General features: G+C 43.8%; 17 protein-coding genes. 10 read left to right on the forward strand and 7 right to left on the reverse strand.

The window, feature by feature from the left end; all coding sequences use genetic code 11:
- Positions 1–214: 214 nt before the first annotated feature.
- Positions 215–1,009 (forward strand): type I methionyl aminopeptidase, encoded by a 795-nt coding sequence (gene map / locus ACO1B7_RS13630; protein WP_423090244.1) that lies wholly within the window; start codon positions 215–217, stop codon positions 1,007–1,009.
- Between the two features lie 248 nt (positions 1,010–1,257).
- Here the strand turns inward: map and ACO1B7_RS13635 are convergent, their stop codons facing one another.
- The 4 genes from ACO1B7_RS13635 to ACO1B7_RS13650 all read right to left on the reverse strand — a co-directional run bounded on the left by ACO1B7_RS13635 (position 1,258) and on the right by ACO1B7_RS13650 (position 4,463).
- Positions 1,258–2,157 carry a LysR family transcriptional regulator gene (locus ACO1B7_RS13635; protein ID WP_085064888.1) on the reverse strand — a complete coding sequence of 300 codons (900 nt, stop codon included), beginning with the start codon at positions 2,155–2,157 and terminating at the stop codon, positions 1,258–1,260.
- Between the two features lie 86 nt (positions 2,158–2,243).
- The gene (locus tag ACO1B7_RS13640) at positions 2,244–2,948 is read right to left on the reverse strand and encodes an SIR2 family NAD-dependent protein deacylase (protein ID WP_085064889.1); all 705 of its coding nucleotides are present in this window, start codon (positions 2,946–2,948) and stop codon (positions 2,244–2,246) included.
- Between the two features lie 19 nt (positions 2,949–2,967).
- Positions 2,968–3,900, reverse strand: a complete 933-nt coding sequence (locus tag ACO1B7_RS13645; RefSeq protein WP_222112190.1) for an alpha/beta fold hydrolase — start codon at positions 3,898–3,900, stop codon at positions 2,968–2,970.
- Positions 3,901–3,914: 14 nt separating this feature from the next.
- A complete protein-coding gene (locus ACO1B7_RS13650) occupies positions 3,915–4,463 on the reverse strand; it encodes a PadR family transcriptional regulator (RefSeq protein WP_148334890.1) in 549 nt (182 codons plus the stop codon).
- A 166-nt stretch (positions 4,464–4,629) separates the two neighbouring features.
- Here ACO1B7_RS13650 and ACO1B7_RS13655 point away from each other — a divergent pair, with 166 nt between their 5' ends.
- The 3 genes from ACO1B7_RS13655 to ACO1B7_RS13665 all read left to right on the forward strand — a co-directional run bounded on the left by ACO1B7_RS13655 (position 4,630) and on the right by ACO1B7_RS13665 (position 8,429).
- Positions 4,630–6,654 (forward strand): NADPH-dependent 2,4-dienoyl-CoA reductase, encoded by a 2,025-nt coding sequence (locus ACO1B7_RS13655; protein ID WP_005103416.1) that lies wholly within the window; start codon positions 4,630–4,632, stop codon positions 6,652–6,654.
- A 181-nt stretch (positions 6,655–6,835) separates the two neighbouring features.
- Positions 6,836–7,246, forward strand: coding sequence for a nuclear transport factor 2 family protein (locus ACO1B7_RS13660; protein ID WP_005100041.1), 411 nt, complete (start codon positions 6,836–6,838; stop codon positions 7,244–7,246).
- A 70-nt stretch (positions 7,247–7,316) separates the two neighbouring features.
- The gene (locus tag ACO1B7_RS13665) at positions 7,317–8,429 is read left to right on the forward strand and encodes a YheT family hydrolase (protein ID WP_005100043.1); all 1,113 of its coding nucleotides are present in this window, start codon (positions 7,317–7,319) and stop codon (positions 8,427–8,429) included.
- A 56-nt stretch (positions 8,430–8,485) separates the two neighbouring features.
- On the opposite strand, the gene ACO1B7_RS13670 is transcribed toward ACO1B7_RS13665, so the two are convergent.
- The gene (locus tag ACO1B7_RS13670; RefSeq protein ID WP_035341811.1) at positions 8,486–8,905 is read right to left on the reverse strand and encodes a hypothetical protein; all 420 of its coding nucleotides are present in this window, start codon (positions 8,903–8,905) and stop codon (positions 8,486–8,488) included.
- 228 nt (positions 8,906–9,133) lie between these two features.
- Between ACO1B7_RS13670 and ACO1B7_RS13675 the strand changes: the two genes are divergently transcribed.
- The 6 genes from ACO1B7_RS13675 (at position 9,134) to rodA (ending at position 15,347) form a co-directional block, all read left to right on the forward strand.
- Complete coding sequence (locus ACO1B7_RS13675) at positions 9,134–10,774, forward strand: CTP synthase (protein ID WP_005100051.1); 1,641 nt, start codon at positions 9,134–9,136, stop codon at positions 10,772–10,774.
- Positions 10,775–10,806: 32 nt separating this feature from the next.
- Complete coding sequence (kdsA, locus tag ACO1B7_RS13680; protein WP_005100054.1) at positions 10,807–11,664, forward strand: 3-deoxy-8-phosphooctulonate synthase; 858 nt, start codon at positions 10,807–10,809, stop codon at positions 11,662–11,664.
- Between the two features lie 59 nt (positions 11,665–11,723).
- Positions 11,724–13,013 carry a phosphopyruvate hydratase gene (gene eno / locus ACO1B7_RS13685; RefSeq protein ID WP_005100058.1) on the forward strand — a complete coding sequence of 430 codons (1,290 nt, stop codon included), beginning with the start codon at positions 11,724–11,726 and terminating at the stop codon, positions 13,011–13,013.
- Between the two features lie 7 nt (positions 13,014–13,020).
- Positions 13,021–13,413, forward strand: coding sequence for a septum formation initiator family protein (locus ACO1B7_RS13690; protein ID WP_005100059.1), 393 nt, complete (start codon positions 13,021–13,023; stop codon positions 13,411–13,413).
- Positions 13,382–14,095: a 2-C-methyl-D-erythritol 4-phosphate cytidylyltransferase gene (gene ispD, locus ACO1B7_RS13695; RefSeq protein WP_005100062.1), complete on the forward strand. Its 714-nt coding sequence runs from the start codon at positions 13,382–13,384 to the stop codon at positions 14,093–14,095. Before ACO1B7_RS13690 ends, ispD begins: the two co-directional genes overlap by 32 nt.
- Before the next feature lie 112 nt (positions 14,096–14,207).
- Positions 14,208–15,347: a rod shape-determining protein RodA gene (gene rodA, locus ACO1B7_RS13700; protein WP_004645269.1), complete on the forward strand. Its 1,140-nt coding sequence runs from the start codon at positions 14,208–14,210 to the stop codon at positions 15,345–15,347.
- Positions 15,348–15,499: 152 nt separating this feature from the next.
- Here rodA and ACO1B7_RS13705 read toward each other — a convergent pair whose 3' ends face one another.
- Together ACO1B7_RS13705 and cydX are read right to left on the reverse strand one after the other, a co-directional pair.
- Positions 15,500–15,802, reverse strand: a complete 303-nt coding sequence (locus ACO1B7_RS13705; RefSeq protein WP_423090245.1) for a cyd operon YbgE family protein — start codon at positions 15,800–15,802, stop codon at positions 15,500–15,502.
- 3 nt (positions 15,803–15,805) lie between these two features.
- Positions 15,806–15,907 carry a cytochrome bd-I oxidase subunit CydX gene (cydX, locus tag ACO1B7_RS13710; protein ID WP_004278713.1) on the reverse strand — a complete coding sequence of 34 codons (102 nt, stop codon included), beginning with the start codon at positions 15,905–15,907 and terminating at the stop codon, positions 15,806–15,808.
- Positions 15,908–15,919: the final 12 nt, after the last annotated feature.

The raw sequence follows: 15,919 nt of genomic DNA on the forward strand, positions 1-15,919 counted from the left end.
TATATGTTTGATAATTCGCTGAAAAATATATTTTTCCTTATAAGCTCAAAAAATATCTGCACTTGATATCAAAATATGTCAGTTATTGTTTGTATAAATAAACAGCAGTGAAAATTCCTATTTCAAGGAAAATTGCTGTGCTGAAACTCAACAACTGCGACATATTTCGCAAAAAAGGGATTATAATTCAGGGATTCATAGTGAGGATAGGTATATGCGAGCTCCAGCGATTAGTCTTAAGACTGAGCAAGATGTTGAAAAACTGCGGATATCTGGGCGTTTGGCTGCAGAGGTTTTAGCGATGATCGGGGGGCATGTCAAGCCAGGTGTTACGACTGAATATCTGGATGATCTCTGTCATGATTTTATTGTCAATACATTAAAAGTGACGCCAGCCAATATTGGCTATTATGGCTATACCAAAACCACCTGTATTTCACCGAATGAAGTGGTTTGTCATGGCATTCCATCATCAAAAGTCGCTCTCCAAGATGGCGATATTATCAATATTGATGTGGCCATTATTAAAGACGGTTATTTTGGTGATACCAGCCGGATGTACTATGTTGGAACACCATCTTCAGAAGCCAAGCGACTGGTCAATACCACTTATGAAGCCATGGTGGCCGGGATTCATGCGGTGAAGCCGGGCGCGACCTTGGGTGATATTGGTTATGCGATTCAAACGGTCGCACAGCGTGAAGGCTATTCCATTGTGCGTGAATATTGCGGTCATGGCATCGGCAAGGTCTATCACGAACAGCCAAACATTCTGCATTACGGCCAGCCGGGTCAGGGCATTAAACTGGTCTCAGGTATGGTGTTTACCATTGAGCCGATGGTGAATATGGGTAAAGCCCGCGTCAAAGAGTTGAAAGATGGCTGGACTGTGGTCACCACGGATAAATCCTGGTCTGCCCAATGGGAACATATGGTCTATGTCACCGAAACCGGGTTTGAAGTCTTGTCGCCTTGGCCTGAAGGCACAGGTGAGTATCCGGAGATTTAAAATATTGATTGAATGATCTTTATTAAGCTAATCCACTTACATAAATTACAACTCACTTGTGCTTGTTGACGAAAAAATACAAAACACTACATTAAACAGTGGTTTAGGATTTTATATCTGATTAAACTAAGAATCAGATACATAGGTTCCCTTTTTTTCGCTTACTATGCTGTAGTGACAGTTTCTCTAGCTCATTTTTCCCCAAGAATGAGCTATTTTTTTGTCCATTTTTCTAAAAAGCGTATTACTTAGCGCTGATTTAATTCAGCAACCAGATAATCAATAAAGACCCGTACTGCGGGCAATAAGCCACGACGTGAAGGATAAACCACATGGAAAATACCATGTGGTGCTTTCCAGTCAGGAAGTACCCGAACCAGTTCACCACTTGCTACATACTGCTCGACCACGTTATCAGGTAACAAAGTGATGCCTGAGCCTGACGCGGCCAGTTGTGCCAGCATATTTAAATCAGACCCCATGACCGTTGGACTGACACGTATTTTTTTCTGTTCCTGCTGTTCATTCTGTAAGGTTAGAAACTGCTCGGTATGGTCTTCGGCCATACTCAGGATTTTATGTTCAGCCAGTTGCTCAGGGGTTTTCAGTTCACCAAATTCGTTTAAGTAACCTTGACTGGCGAATAGATGTTGCTCAATTTTTTCAAACTGGCGAATCACTAGATTCGGGTCATCATCCAGGCTGGAACGGACACGTAAGGCCAGATCAAAGCCTTCATTGATAATATCGACCCGGCGATTGGTGATCATCATCTGAACTTTAATTTCAGGATATTTTTTCAAAAAATCCGGCAGAATTTTTGCCAGTTCGTTCTGGGCAATAGACACTGGCAGACTGACTTTAATAGTTCCGCGCGGTTCAGTGCTTAGATGGTCAACCAGATCATGCGCTGCCTGTGCAGCATTCAGCATAACTTGGGCATGCCGATAAATATTCATGCCAATATCGGTGACGGCAAAATGACGCGAACTGCGCTGAATCAGACGTACACCCAGACGCTCTTCCAGATTAAACACCCGGCGGCTAAGTTTGGATTTGGGAATATCGGTTGCACGTTCGGCTGCACTAAAGCCGCCATGTTCCACCACCTGAGCGAAACAGTAAAAGTCATCCAGATCAGACAGCATGGTTTAATTCCATTCTTGCAACGATAAGCTGATTAAAAATTGATTGTTGCATACTGTCAATCAGAGAATGCACATATAAAAAAATTTTAATTCCCGGATTTAAGTAAACTTAGCAATGTTTGCATGCCATCGGTCGCGCTTTGGGTAATCTTGTGAAAATGTGCAGGTAAATGCTGCTGCTCGGCTTTCGGGTCGATGTAATAGGCCTCACAGTGCGCAGGAATCTCATGAATTAACCCGGCGACCGGATAAACCTGTAGGCTGGTGCCAATCACTACGAAAATATCGGCATCCTGTATACATTCTTGAGCTTCTTCATACGCGGGCACGGCTTCACCAAACCAGACTACATGAGGACGCAGCGGATAGCCTGCCTTACAAAAGTGTTGATTTAAATCTAATTCAGAACCTTCAATTGGATAAAACTCGGTCGTGCTTTGTGCATCAGGGCCTGAGCTTTTGGCCAGACGAATATTGCCATGTAAATGGATCACCTTGGAGCTGCCGGCACGTTCATGTAAGTCATCAATATTTTGGGTGATTACATGCACATCAAAGTTATCTTCAAGATCCGCAATCACTTGGTGGGCAGCATTTGGCTGTGCTTCTAGAATATTTTTACGGCGGGCGTTATAAAAGCGTTGTACCAGTTGCGGATTTTTAGCCCAAGCCTCAAGTGTAGCCACTTCTTCTATACGATACTGTTCCCAAAGTCCATCACTGTCGCGAAAAGTATTAATGCCACTTTCGGCGCTCATGCCTGCACCGGAAAAGACCACCAGCTTTTTCATTGTTCTATCTCCTGAATCTTTAGGCAGCTGAAGTGCTAGATTGTGAATTTTCTTTTAAGAAGATGCCAAGTTCTCGGGTAAATTTTAAGGGTTCAGTCAGTAAAGGTGTATGGCCGGATTTTCTGAAAATTATTTGTTTGGCATTAGGCAGGCTTTCTGCAATCAGGCGCTGACCTTCAAAAGGATACAACTTGGATTGTACGCCACTAAAGAAAGTCACTGGGCAGCTGAGCTGGGCTAGTGCCTTACGATAATCCTCACGATGATATAAATAATTGTTTATATACCACGCCATATAATCCACCCGGCTGGAAGGCAATAACAGGCTTTGCAGGCGAGGTTGATTTAGGATAAATGCGAAAGCTTTCAGACTATATTTTTGTTCATTTTGTAGCTGAATAAACTTTAGCCATAGGGCAGCGATTTGTTTACGTACCGAAATGTCGAGATCGCGGATCAATTCAACTTGCTGGTATTGTGCAAGTAGGGCAGAGAGCTGCTGCAGGATGTCGATAAATTCCTGATGACGTGGACCAAAAAGTCCAAAAGCCCAAGCATCATCGACCGGAATTTTAGGTGTTTGATCGATATGTAAATAAGCAGAAATCTGACTGGAAAAGTTGCCATAATGTATGCCGTGCATTGCTGTGGTTGCGCCCATAGAGTAAGCAAGCACAATGAATTTATCTAAATTGAGCTGTTGAATTACCGACTGAATATCCAACCAGTGACTGGAAATCGCATCCCTATCTGGCGGAATTTTACAGCGACTGGAAGCCCCAAAGCCGCGCCATTCTGGAATAATGAAACGGAAATTTTTCTGATGCGGATAGAGAAAAGCTTTCCATTGCCAGCTCAGCATGCCAAGTCCAGAGAGTACCAGTACCGGCTGTCCCCGACCGTATTCGCGTACAAATAGCTGTTCACCATCGGGCATGCGATAAAAGGGCATGTGTGTCTCCGTATTTATAATTGTTGTGCGTCAAATTGTTGCAGTCGCGGAATAACCTGTTCCAGCCAGGAAATCCAACCCAGTTCCTGATCAATTCCCAGTTGCAGAATCATTTTATGAATATATAAGGTACGGTCAGTTTTGTCCGCTTGAGCAAAGTCTTTGGCAAAAATCTGCTGATAGGTTTTCAGTTTTTCTTTATGCAGTTCCAGATGGCGTTCCAGTTCTGCCAAGGTGTTATTGCCACCAAGTTGGGCTTCGGCACGCAGACGTACCATTAGTTCTTCGCGCAGTTGTGCCGGTGGGCTTTGTTGTAGCATCCAGTTGGCCAGTTCTTCCCGGCCCAGACGTTTTACCTGATAAGTTTTTTTGCGGCTATTCGAGTCTTCCTCTTCTATCGTCGAAATCCAGCCTTTTTGCAGCATGGCATTCAGCTCGCGATAAATCTGCTGATGAGTGGCATTCCAGAAGAAGCCCATGGAACGGTCAAAACGGCGAGCCAGTTCGATTCCGGTGCTAGGTTTTTCAATCAGGCTGGTCAATAAAACATGCGCTAAAGACATAAACGTCTCAAAAAAGTGACTCGGGATTATTATGCAACATGTTGCATAAAAATCAATTCTGGCATATAAATTAGTGCAACAAGTTGCATTAAACTGGAAAGATTGAGGGATCAAACTGCCAGTTGCTAAAACAATAGCCAGCCTAAACGCATGCTCAGGAGTTGAAATGTCTAAATATCCGAATTTACTTGCCCCATTGAACTTGGGTTTTACCACACTTAAAAACCGCGTATTAATGGGTTCCATGCACGTTGGTCTTGAAGAAGCACCCGGCGGATATGATCGGATGGCAGCTTTCTATGCAGAGCGTGCCAAAGGTGGAGTCGCTTTAATCGTCACCGGCGGGATTTCTCCAAATGATGATGGGGTGACGTTTCATGGTGGTTCCAAACTTGACACTCTTGAAGAAGCTGAAAAGCATAAGGTGATTACCCAGGCCGTACATGAGGCGGGCGGGAAAATTGCCATGCAGATTTTACATACCGGGCGTTATTCTTATCAGGCCGAAAATGTCGCGCCATCCCCAATTCAGGCACCGATCAATCCAGTCAAACCCCATGCTTTAACTTCGGCTGAAGTGCAACAAACCATTGATGATTTTGCCAATTGTGCCAAGCTGGCTAAATATGCCGGTTATGACGGTGTAGAAATCATGGGCTCGGAAGGCTATCTGATTAATGAGTTTATTGCCGCGCGTACCAACCATCGTGATGATGAGTGGGGTGGAAGCTATGCAAACCGCATCCGTTTCCCGATTGAAATCGTACGCCGTACCCGTGAAATGGTCGGTGAGAACTTTATCATTATTTATCGCCTATCTATGCTGGATCTGGTCGAAGGCGGTTCAACTCTGGAAGAAGTCATCCAGTTGGCCAAAGAAATTGAAAAAGCCGGTGCGACCATTATCAATACTGGCATTGGCTGGCATGAAGCGCGTATTCCGACGATTGCCACCAAAGTGCCACGTGCAGCCTTCACTTGGGTCACGCGTAAGCTGAAAGGTCAGGTGAAGATTCCTTTAATCACTTCAAACCGTATTAATACTCCGGAAATGGCTGAATATGTATTGGCATCTGGTGATGCTGATATGATTTCCATGGCCCGCCCAATGCTGGCAGACTCTGAGTTTGTCTTGAAAGCGGAGCAGGGTCGTAGCGATGAGATCAATACCTGTATCGGTTGTAATCAGGCCTGTCTGGATCATATTTTCTCAATGAAAATTGCCACCTGTCTGGTCAATCCACGTGCCTGCTATGAAACAGAGCTCATTTTTAAAGAAACCAATGTGGCAAAAAATATTGCCGTGATTGGTGCAGGTCCTGCAGGTTTAAGTTTTGCTGTATATGCGGCAAATCGCGGTCATCAGGTGACGGTATTTGAAGCCGCTGCTCAGATTGGTGGACAGTTTAATATTGCCAAGACTATTCCAGGCAAGGAAGAGTTTTATGAAACCTTGCGTTATTTCAAACGCCAGATTGAATTACAGCCACGTATCAAATTGCAACTGAATCATAAGGCGAGTCTGGAAGAGCTGGCTCAGTCAAACTTTGATGACATTGTGGTGGCAACAGGCGTGACACCGCGTCAGCTTGAGATTCCAGGCATTGATCATGCAAAAGTATTGTCTTATCTGGACGTTTTGAAAGAACGTAAGCCAGTGGGTCAGCGAGTTGCCATTATTGGTGCAGGTGGTATTGGCTTTGATACAGCCGAATTCCTGAGTCATGAAGGAGAAAGTGGCAGTATCAATCCGGAAAAATTCTATGATGAATGGGGTATTGATACTGACTATGAAAATGTCGGTGGCTTAAAAGCTGCAAATGTAGAAAAACCGCAACGTGAAATTTATTTATTGCAACGTAAAGCCGCTTCAGTCGGCGCAAGTTTGGGTAAAACCACAGGCTGGATTCATCGTACTGGTTTAAAACACCGTGATGTAAAAATGATTGCGGGCGCCAATTATGAAAAAATTGATGATCAGGGCTTACATATAATCGTAAATGACAAACCTGCGGTACTAGAAGTCGATCACGTGATCATTTGCGCTGGTCAGGAATCTTATACCGCCATGTTTGATGAGCTAAAAGCGGCGGGTAAAAATGTGCATCTGATTGGTGGGGCGAAAGAAGCAGGTGAGCTGGATGCCAAACGTGCCATCCGTCAGGGTGCTGAATTGGCGGCGGTGATTTAATTTAAAAAGCCAAACTTTATTAACCTCTCCCTGACCCTTTCCTAAAAGGAGAGGGATAAATCGGTATAAAAAGTGTTATCTTCCTCTCCCTGAACGAGTTTAAAGTACTGCTTTAAACGAAGTGCAAGAGAGGGCTGGGGTGAGGGAGATTAATTTTTTAATAACAAAAAAGGAATTCAAAATGACCATCGAAAATACCAAAAAATCCATTGCACGCTGGCATGAGATGCTAGAAAGCCGTGATATGTCGATCTTGAATGAGCTGCTTGCTGAAGAAGTGGTATTTCGTTCGCCTGTGGCTTTTCAGCCTTATCCTGGAAAACAGTTGGTATTTTTTATTTTGACCAATGTCATTCAAGTCTTTGAAAACTTCACTTATCACCGTGAATTTATAAGTGAAGATGGTAACAATGTCGTACTTGAGTTTTCTGCCAATGTGGGCGATAAAAAACTAAAGGGAGTTGACATGATTCAGTTTAATGAAGAGGGTCAGATGATTGATTTTGAAGTCATGATTCGACCTAAGTCCGGACTTGAGGCCTTGGCTGTACAGATGGGCCAGCGGATGCAATCATTCCAAGCTAAAACTTAATTCGAACTATTGATTCAAGTCGGCATGAAATTTGTAAATCACAGCTAGTACAACTAGAGGGGGATGACAGATGAAAATGTTGCTTAAAAAATTGGGTCAGCTTTCCAGTGAATATCTGGATCGTTTCAGCGGAGCAGACGAGCCGACCCTGTATTACAATCCGAATGGTGTATTTTCGGGACTCATTGAACGCTTACCGCAGCTGCAACAAAAATATCGCCCTACGCCGTGGTTAGCTAATGCACACGCACATATTCTATATTTCGATTTAATTAAAAAACGTACCATTAAGCTGAAATATGACGCGCTTGAACAGCTGAAAATGTCAGATGGCGGAATTACCGGTATTGCCTGGTATGGACTGGATCTTCCTGCAAATACCCCTACCATTGTTTTATTGCATACGATAACCGGTTCTCCTGAATCGATGCGTGAACTGGTTCGTGATCTGCATAAACATACCGGTTGGCGTGTGGCATTGTGTTTACGCCGTGGTCATGCAGACTTACCCATGCCTGTGCCTAAAATGAACCTGTTTGGTTCAACTCAGGATTTGCGTGAGCAGCTCTTGTATATACAGGACAGATTTCCTCAGTCCGATCTCTATGGGGTTGGATCTTCTGCGGGTACGGGATTGTTAGTGCGTTATCTGGGCGAAGAAGGTGAACAAACCCCACTCAAAGCGGCTTTTGCCTTATGCCCTGGCTATAACACTGAAACCGGTTTTGCCAATGTGCATCCGTTTTACAGTAAAGTCATGGCCAAAAAACTGATTAAGCGCTTTATTCATCCTTATCAAGAAACCTGGCAGGTCTGCCCAAGCTGGAAACAGTTATTAGAAGTTAAAGATCTGTCCGAATTTGAAAAACTCTATTTTGAACTGGCCGGATTTGCGGATTATGCCAGTTATACTCAGGCAACCAATCCGATTTATGTGTTTGAAAGTGTCAAAATCCCACTGATGATTTTAAATGCGGAGGATGATCCGGTTTGTCACATCCGAAATTTAGAACCTTATAAAGAAAAAATTCGGGCGATGTCTAATATTATGGTGATTACCACCAAAAAAGGCAGTCATTGCGGCTTTTATCAGGGCTTGATGCAAACCGAATCTTGGGCTACCCGACTAATGGCAGACTATTTGATTCACTTATCTCGTGCACCGGCAACAGTATCCGCTTAAAAAGTTCCAATAAAAAACCCAGCATCTGCTGGGTTTTTTGATGAATGATACTGTAATTAGTCAAGTGCTGGCATCGCTGCGGCAATTGCGTCAGCAACCGCATCATCCTCAGACTTGTTTTCTGGATTTGAATTGGTTTTAGATGTGGTCGCAGCAGGCTTTGACGCAGGTTCTTCGCGGGTTTCAGGCACTGGTGCCGGCTCAGTAGTTTCTGGTTTTTTGATTTCACGACGGATTTCAGTCGTGGTGTTTTCAGTTTGCTCACGTTGAATTTCAACCGTTGGCGCTACTTCCTCTTCAATTGCCGCTGGCTCTACAGGTTCAAGCGGTTCAAATTGCGTTGGTTCTGGAGTCGAGATTTCAGATGCTGGAGTAACTTCTACTTGCTCTTCTTCTTTTGGTGCTTCTTTTTTTACACACGCAGTTAATGTCAGGCCAGTCAGGATTAGGGTGGAGATTAAAAGTTTCTTCATCATCATTGCATCAAACATAAAAGTGTGGAGTGGATACACTATTATAGCAGCAAAATGCAAGATAGAAATCATATGAACTTACTGTAATTTTTTATAGGAATTGCTGTTAGAATAGTCAATTGTTTATTGTTCTTTGAATTGATGCGGATTGACTTTGCTTTCTAGGTACAAGGTAAAGTAAAATTGCGCAACATTGCAGGCCGATTTAGGCTCGATTGTACGAGAAACCCAATGACCCATTTTATTTTCGTTACTGGTGGTGTAGTTTCATCACTAGGTAAAGGTATTTCAGCTGCTTCTGTTGCTGCACTTTTAGAAGCTCGTGGTTTAAAAGTGACCATGGTAAAAATGGATCCATACATTAATGTCGATCCAGGGACAATGAGCCCATTCCAGCATGGTGAAGTTTTTGTTACAGAAGATGGTGCTGAAACAGACTTAGACTTGGGTTACTACGAACGTTTCTTGCGTCGTGCGAAAATGACCAAACTGAATAATTTCACATCAGGCCGTGTTTACCAGGATGTTCTGAACAAAGAACGCCGTGGTGACTACCTGGGTGGTACTGTGCAAGTTATTCCACACATTACTGACAATATCAAAGAGCGTGTACTTCGTGCAGGCGAAGGTTATGACGTTGCGATCGTAGAGATCGGCGGTACTGTAGGTGACATTGAATCTCTCCCATTCATGGAATCTGTACGTCAGTTAATGGTTGAACTTGGTCATAAACGTACCATGTTAATGCACTTAACGTTACTCCCATACATTAAGTCTGCAGCAGAATTAAAAACCAAACCAACACAGCACTCTGTTAAAGAACTCCTGTCGATTGGTATTCAGCCAGACATTCTCATCTGCCGTACAGAATACGATGTAGATGCAGATACGACGCGTAAGATTGCATTATTTACCAACGTTGAAGCACGTGCCGTTGTGGTATGTAAAGACGCACGTTCGATCTACCAGATTCCACGTACATTCTACGAACAAAATGTTGACGATTTAATTTGTGAACGTTTTGGTTATAACGATCTTCCTGAAGCTGACTTAACAGATTGGGATAACGTTGTAGAAGCACTGCTGAATCCTGAATACACCGTACGTGTTGCAATGGTTGGTAAATACGTTGAACTTCCAGATGCTTACAAATCTGTCAACGAAGCACTTCTACATGCGGGTATTCAAAACCGTGTGAAAGTTCAGATTGACTACGTAAACGCTGAAGAGCTTGAAAGCCAAGATGTAGCAGAAGTATTGAAAGATGCTGATGCGATTCTGGTTCCTGGCGGTTTTGGTGAGCGCGGTACTGAAGGCAAAATGAAGGCGATTCAGTTCGCACGTGAGAACGGTGTGCCGTTCCTCGGTATTTGCTTGGGTATGCAGTTGGCTGTGATCGAATACGCACGTAATGTTGCTGGTATTGCAGATGCGACTTCGACTGAATTTAACCGTTCAACGAAATCTCCATTGATTGGTTTAATTACTGAATGGTTAGATGAGCGTGGTGAAGTTCAGCAACGTTCTGCTGATTCTGATCTGGGTGGTACGATGCGTCTTGGCGCGCAAAAATCTGAACTGGTTGCAGGGACTAAAACTGCAGAAGTTTATGGTTCTGAAGAAATCATCGAGCGCCATCGTCACCGTTACGAGATGAACAACCGTTATATCCCAGTGCTGGAAGAAAAAGGCATGAAGATTTCTGGTTATTCTCCGGTACAGCATTTGGTAGAAACTGTTGAAATTCCTGCACATCCTTGGTTTATTGCAGTACAATTCCACCCGGAATTTACCAGCTCGCCACGCGATGGTCACCCATTGTTTGCCGGTTTCATTGATGCTGCGAAAAAGCAGTACCAAAAAACCAAATAATCGGTGCGTAGGACACAACTAGGGAAGTTTAAATGTCGCAATTAAAACCACAAGAAATTGTACGTTTGGGCGATATACAAATGGCAAATCATTTGCCATTTGTATTATTCGGCGGAATGAATGTACTTGAATCTAAAGACCTGGCTTTTGAAATCGCAGAGACTTATGTCGATATCTGCACACGTTTGGGCATTCCTTATGTGTTCAAAGCCAGCTTTGATAAAGCCAACCGTTCAAGCCTGAACTCTTTCCGTGGGCCTGGCCTGGAAAAAGGTCTCGAGTGGTTAGCTGACATTAAAAAACACTTTAATGTACCGATCATCACCGATGTGCATGAGCCGTACCAAGCGGCTCCTGTTGCAGAAGTGGCAGACATTATTCAATTGCCAGCTTTCTTAAGCCGTCAGACGGATCTTGTTGAAGCAATGGCAAAAACCGATGCGATCATCAACATCAAAAAAGCCCAGTTCCTGGCTCCACACGAAATGCGTCATATTTTGCATAAGTGTCTGGAAGCCGGAAATGACAAGCTGATCATTTGTGAACGCGGTTCGGCATTTGGCTATAACAATCTGGTTGTAGACATGCTGGGCTTCGACATCATGAAAGAAATGAATGTCCCGGTGTTCTTTGATGTAACCCATGCCTTACAAACCCCAGGCGGCCGTGCAGATTCTGCCGGTGGTCGTCGTGCGCAAATTACAACGCTTGCACGTGCGGGTATGGCAACGGGTCTTGCAGGCTTGTTCTTGGAAGCACATCCAGATCCGGAAAAAGCCATGTGTGATGGTCCATGTGCGCTGCGCATGTCTCAGCTTGAGCCGTTCCTGGCACAGCTAAAAGAATTGGATACCTTGGTTAAAGGTTTCGAAAAGTTAGATACACACTGAGTTTATCACTCTTGCGCTGCCGTATAGGCAGCTCATATTAATCAACTGAGGAATAGTTCATGAGCCAAATCGTTGACATTCGTGCACGTGAAATTTTGGACTCTCGTGGTAACCCTACCATCGAAGCAGACGTAATCTTAGCATCTGGCGTAGTTGGCCGTGCATGTGCACCATCTGGTGCTTCAACTGGTTCTCGTGAAGCTTTAGAACTTCGTGATGGCGATAAAGCGCGTTACTTAGGTAAAGGCGTTAAAACTGCGGTAAATAACGTAAATACGTTAATCCGTGACGCTTTGGTCGGTAAATCAGTATTCGAACAAAAAGACATCGATAACACGATGATCGCGCTTGACGGTACTGAAAACAAAGAAAAACTAGGTGCAAACGCAACTTTGGCAGTATCTTTGGCTGCTGCTCGCGCTGCTGCTGAAGAAAAGAAAATTCCTCTTTTCCAATACATCGCAGATCTTCGCGGTCAAACGATTCTAACCATGCCTGTACCAATGATGAACATCATCAATGGTGGTTCACATGCAGACAACAACGTCGATATTCAAGAATTTATGATTGAGCCAGTAGGCTTCACTTCATTCTCTGAAGCGCTACGTGCCGGTGCTGAAATCTTCCATTCACTTAAATCAGTTTTAAACAAAAAAGGTTTAAACACTGCGGTAGGTGATGAAGGTGGTTTTGCGCCGAACTTACGTTCAAACGAAGAAGCAATCACAGTTATTCTTGAAGCAATTGGTCAAACTGGCTACAAAGCAGGTTCTGACATCATGCTTGCGCTTGACTGTGCATCTTCAGAATTCTACAAAAATGGTCAGTACATTCTTGCTGGCGAAGGCAACAAAGCGTTCACAAGCAACCAGTTCTCTGACTATTTGGCAGGTCTTGTACACCAGTACCCAATTATCTCGATCGAAGATGGTCTGGACGAATCTGACTGGGAAGGCTGGTCTTACCTGACTTCTATTCTTGGCGACAAGATCCAGTTGGTTGGTGACGACTTGTTCGTAACGAACCCGAAAATTCTGCAACGTGGTATCAACGAAAAAGTGGGTAACTCGATTCTGATCAAATACAACCAGATCGGTACCTTGACTGAAACTTTAGATGCCATCTACCTTGCGAAAGAGAATGGTTACTCTACTGTAATTTCACACCGTTCAGGTGAAACGGAAGATTCAACGATTGCTGATCTTGCAGTAGGTACAGCAGCGGGTCAAATCAAGACTGGTTCACTTTGCCGTTCTGACCGTGTAGCGAAATATAATCAATTACTTCGTATTGAAGAATTGACTAATGCTGCATATCGCGGTAAAGCTGAGTTCAAAGGTTTGAACTAAGCGACTTATGTCAATGTTAAATGTATTCGACTCGACTGCGAGTAAAGTACTGTTGGGCCTTGCGATCATTTTGATCGCAGGGTTTCAATATTTATACTGGTTTGGTGAAGGTGGTTATCATGATCATCAGCAACTGACCCAGAAAATCCAGCAACAGATGGAATTGAATGATGAGCTGAAAGAGCGTAATCGCGTTCTGGCGGCAGAAGTTTATGATTTGAAGAATGGTATTGAAGCCATCGAAGAACATGCGCGTTTAGATCTTGGTCTGATTAAGCCACGCGAAACTTTTATTCAAATGAGCACGATCAGTACTCAATATAAACCGATCTATCTTAATCCTAATTTTAAAGTAGACCTGCGAACCAATGAGTCAGCCGAAGCACCAACCACACCCTAAACTTTGGGTCATTCTTCCAGCTGCAGGTTCCGGTAGCCGTTTCTCCAAAACAGAACTGAAACAATATCAGATGATTCAAGAGCGAACTGTTCTTGAACATACGGTGGCTCGTCTGAATCAACTGCCTTTGGCGGGTTATGTCCTGGCGATTGGTGAACAGGACAACGTCGCAAAAATGCTGCCATTTTCCAGTCAAGAGAAAGCCCATTTCTGTCTGGGCGGTGCCGAGCGGGTGAATTCCGTGTTAAATGCACTCACGTATTTATCTCAAATCGCTTCTGAAGATGAGTGGGTGCTGGTACATGACGCGGCGCGTCCCTGTGTCGGTCTGGATTGTCTGCAACAGTTAGTCAATACGGCGATTACAAATGATCAGGCTGCGATTCTGGCGATTCCAGTAAGAGATACACTTAAGCGTGTAGTAACCAATTTTGATATTGAGGAAACAGTGGATCGCTCAATGCTATGGCAGGCACAAACACCACAAATGGCCAAGCTAGGTGTGTTGAAACGGGCGATTGAGCAGGCTTTGCAAGATGGTGCTACGATTACTGATGAAGCCAGTGCGCTGGAACATATCGGCGAACAGGTGAGTGTAGTACAAGGGCGTTCCGATAATATTAAAATTACCTATCCGGACGATCTGGAACTGGCCAAACTGATTTTACAGGCTCAGGCTTAAAAATATATTCAAATAATATTTAAATAAAAGCAGAATAAATCTGGCTATAGCGATCTATTCGCTATAGCTTTCACTTATAATTTTGCCATCATTCTTTTTCACCTTTTGGCCAATGATACCTTCACAGCAGTATCGGTTTTTACGTCACTCTTTGCGTGATGGACGTAGTATTAACCCGCAAGATTCATCTCGATGGACCAAGTTGCACCTTGATCCCTGGTTATTGTGCTTTCTAGTTCTCAATGCAATCCTGGGTTTAATGGTGGTGTATAGCGCGACATCCGAAGACTCTGGCATGGTGGTACGTCAGGCGATCAGTTTTGGAATTGGTTTTGTGCTGCTGTTTATCTGTGCGCAGATTCCACCGAAAGTCTATCAGGCGATTAGTCCATACCTGTATGCCTTCGGGATCTTCATGCTGCTTCTGGTCTTTGTGATTGGTGAAAAACGCTTGGGTGCAACCCGCTGGATTACCTTGCCGGGGGTAGGAAGCATGCAACCGAGTGAGGTGATGAAATTTGCGATGCCTTTGATGATGGCATGGTATTTTGCACGTAAGCCGTTTCCTCCCAAATTTTTGCATATTGTGGGGGCTCTGATTTTATTGGGCGTACCATTTGTTTTGGTGGCGCTTCAGCCTGACTTGAACATTGGCTTGGTGATTCCCGGTATTTTTGTTCTATTTTTAAGTGGGATGTCGTGGCGTCTGATTGGTGGTGCAGCCGCTGCAGTAGCCGTGGCAGCTCCGGCTGCATGGATGTTTGTATTACAAGAGTATCAAAAAAAACGTATTACCACGTTATTTGATCCGGAATCGGATGCCTTGGGTGCAGGCTGGAATATCATCCAGTCCAAAATTGCGATTGGTTCAGGTGGTTCCACGGGCAAAGGCTATACCGAAGGTACCCAATCACATTTAGGTTATCTGCCTGAACATCATACTGACTTTATTATGTCGACTTATGCCGAAGAATTCGGTTTTATCGGTGTTTTCCTGCTGTTTAGTTTATTCACTGCCATTATTATTCGCTGTCTGATGATTGGTTTAAACAGCTTTCATAACTTTGGCCGTTTATATGCTGGAGCCATGGGACTGACTTTCTTCTTCTTTGTATTTTTAAACTCAGGCATGGTGAGCGGGATTTTACCTGTAACTGGAGATCCATTACCGCTCATGAGTTATGGTGGAACGGCAGTGATTTCCATGCTGGCCGGGATGGGCATTGTGATGTCGATTCATACCCATCGATAAATCATTCTAAAAGTCGGACTGGTTCCGGCTTTTTATATACTTAAAATAAGTTGTTTTAAAAATCCTGTTTTGGCCAGAAGAAAAAAGAAGAATATTTTAGAATTCGTATGAAATTAAAAAGCCCTCAAATGAGGGCTTTTTAATTTCATACTTTAACTGAGAAACCAGGTGTAATAACCCCAGATCATTAAAGGCCATGCTAGGAAAGGGCTAAACAACCATTTCCAGAACCAGTGGCGCGGTATAAAGCCAACACCATGGACAAAGCCTCCAGAAATACCAATCATGATATACATCATGGCACTATGGCTATATTCACCATTGGCATCCAGCATTGCGGAAGGATGAACCAATAACACGGCTGCGAGAGGAAAAGCCAGGAGGCAGGAAATCATCATCGCAAATTTGTTTGGTTTCTTGTCTACAACGGTTTTCTCAAGCGCAGCTTCTGTCATGTTTTATTCCTCATCCAGGTCTTGGTGTTGTTCCATGTAAATAGCAGCAATCACACTGGCAAAACATGCCATCAGTACACCCAGAATCCAGGCAAAATACCACATAGTTGTCTCTCC

This window comes from Acinetobacter lwoffii, from assembly GCF_049367455.1.
Lineage (GTDB): Bacteria > Pseudomonadota > Gammaproteobacteria > Pseudomonadales > Moraxellaceae > Acinetobacter > Acinetobacter lwoffii_W.

Coding starts and splice junctions, on each gene's coding strand:
- map (WP_423090244.1), top strand. CDS start 215: ATGCGAGCTCCAGCGATTAGTCTTAAGACTGAGCAAGATGTTGAAAAA.
- ACO1B7_RS13635 (WP_085064888.1), bottom strand. CDS start 2,157: ATGCTGTCTGATCTGGATGACTTTTACTGTTTCGCTCAGGTGGTGGAA.
- ACO1B7_RS13640 (WP_085064889.1), bottom strand. CDS start 2,948: ATGAAAAAGCTGGTGGTCTTTTCCGGTGCAGGCATGAGCGCCGAAAGT.
- ACO1B7_RS13645 (WP_222112190.1), bottom strand. CDS start 3,900: ATGCCCTTTTATCGCATGCCCGATGGTGAACAGCTATTTGTACGCGAA.
- ACO1B7_RS13650 (WP_148334890.1), bottom strand. CDS start 4,463: ATGTCTTTAGCGCATGTTTTATTGACCAGCCTGATTGAAAAACCTAGC.
- ACO1B7_RS13655 (WP_005103416.1), top strand. CDS start 4,630: ATGTCTAAATATCCGAATTTACTTGCCCCATTGAACTTGGGTTTTACC.
- ACO1B7_RS13660 (WP_005100041.1), top strand. CDS start 6,836: ATGACCATCGAAAATACCAAAAAATCCATTGCACGCTGGCATGAGATG.
- ACO1B7_RS13665 (WP_005100043.1), top strand. CDS start 7,317: ATGAAAATGTTGCTTAAAAAATTGGGTCAGCTTTCCAGTGAATATCTG.
- ACO1B7_RS13670 (WP_035341811.1), bottom strand. CDS start 8,905: ATGATGAAGAAACTTTTAATCTCCACCCTAATCCTGACTGGCCTGACA.
- ACO1B7_RS13675 (WP_005100051.1), top strand. CDS start 9,134: ATGACCCATTTTATTTTCGTTACTGGTGGTGTAGTTTCATCACTAGGT.
- kdsA (WP_005100054.1), top strand. CDS start 10,807: ATGTCGCAATTAAAACCACAAGAAATTGTACGTTTGGGCGATATACAA.
- eno (WP_005100058.1), top strand. CDS start 11,724: ATGAGCCAAATCGTTGACATTCGTGCACGTGAAATTTTGGACTCTCGT.
- ACO1B7_RS13690 (WP_005100059.1), top strand. CDS start 13,021: ATGTCAATGTTAAATGTATTCGACTCGACTGCGAGTAAAGTACTGTTG.
- ispD (WP_005100062.1), top strand. CDS start 13,382: ATGAGTCAGCCGAAGCACCAACCACACCCTAAACTTTGGGTCATTCTT.
- rodA (WP_004645269.1), top strand. CDS start 14,208: ATGATACCTTCACAGCAGTATCGGTTTTTACGTCACTCTTTGCGTGAT.
- ACO1B7_RS13705 (WP_423090245.1), bottom strand. CDS start 15,802: ATGACAGAAGCTGCGCTTGAGAAAACCGTTGTAGACAAGAAACCAAAC.
- cydX (WP_004278713.1), bottom strand. CDS start 15,907: ATGTGGTATTTTGCCTGGATTCTGGGTGTACTGATGGCATGTTTTGCC.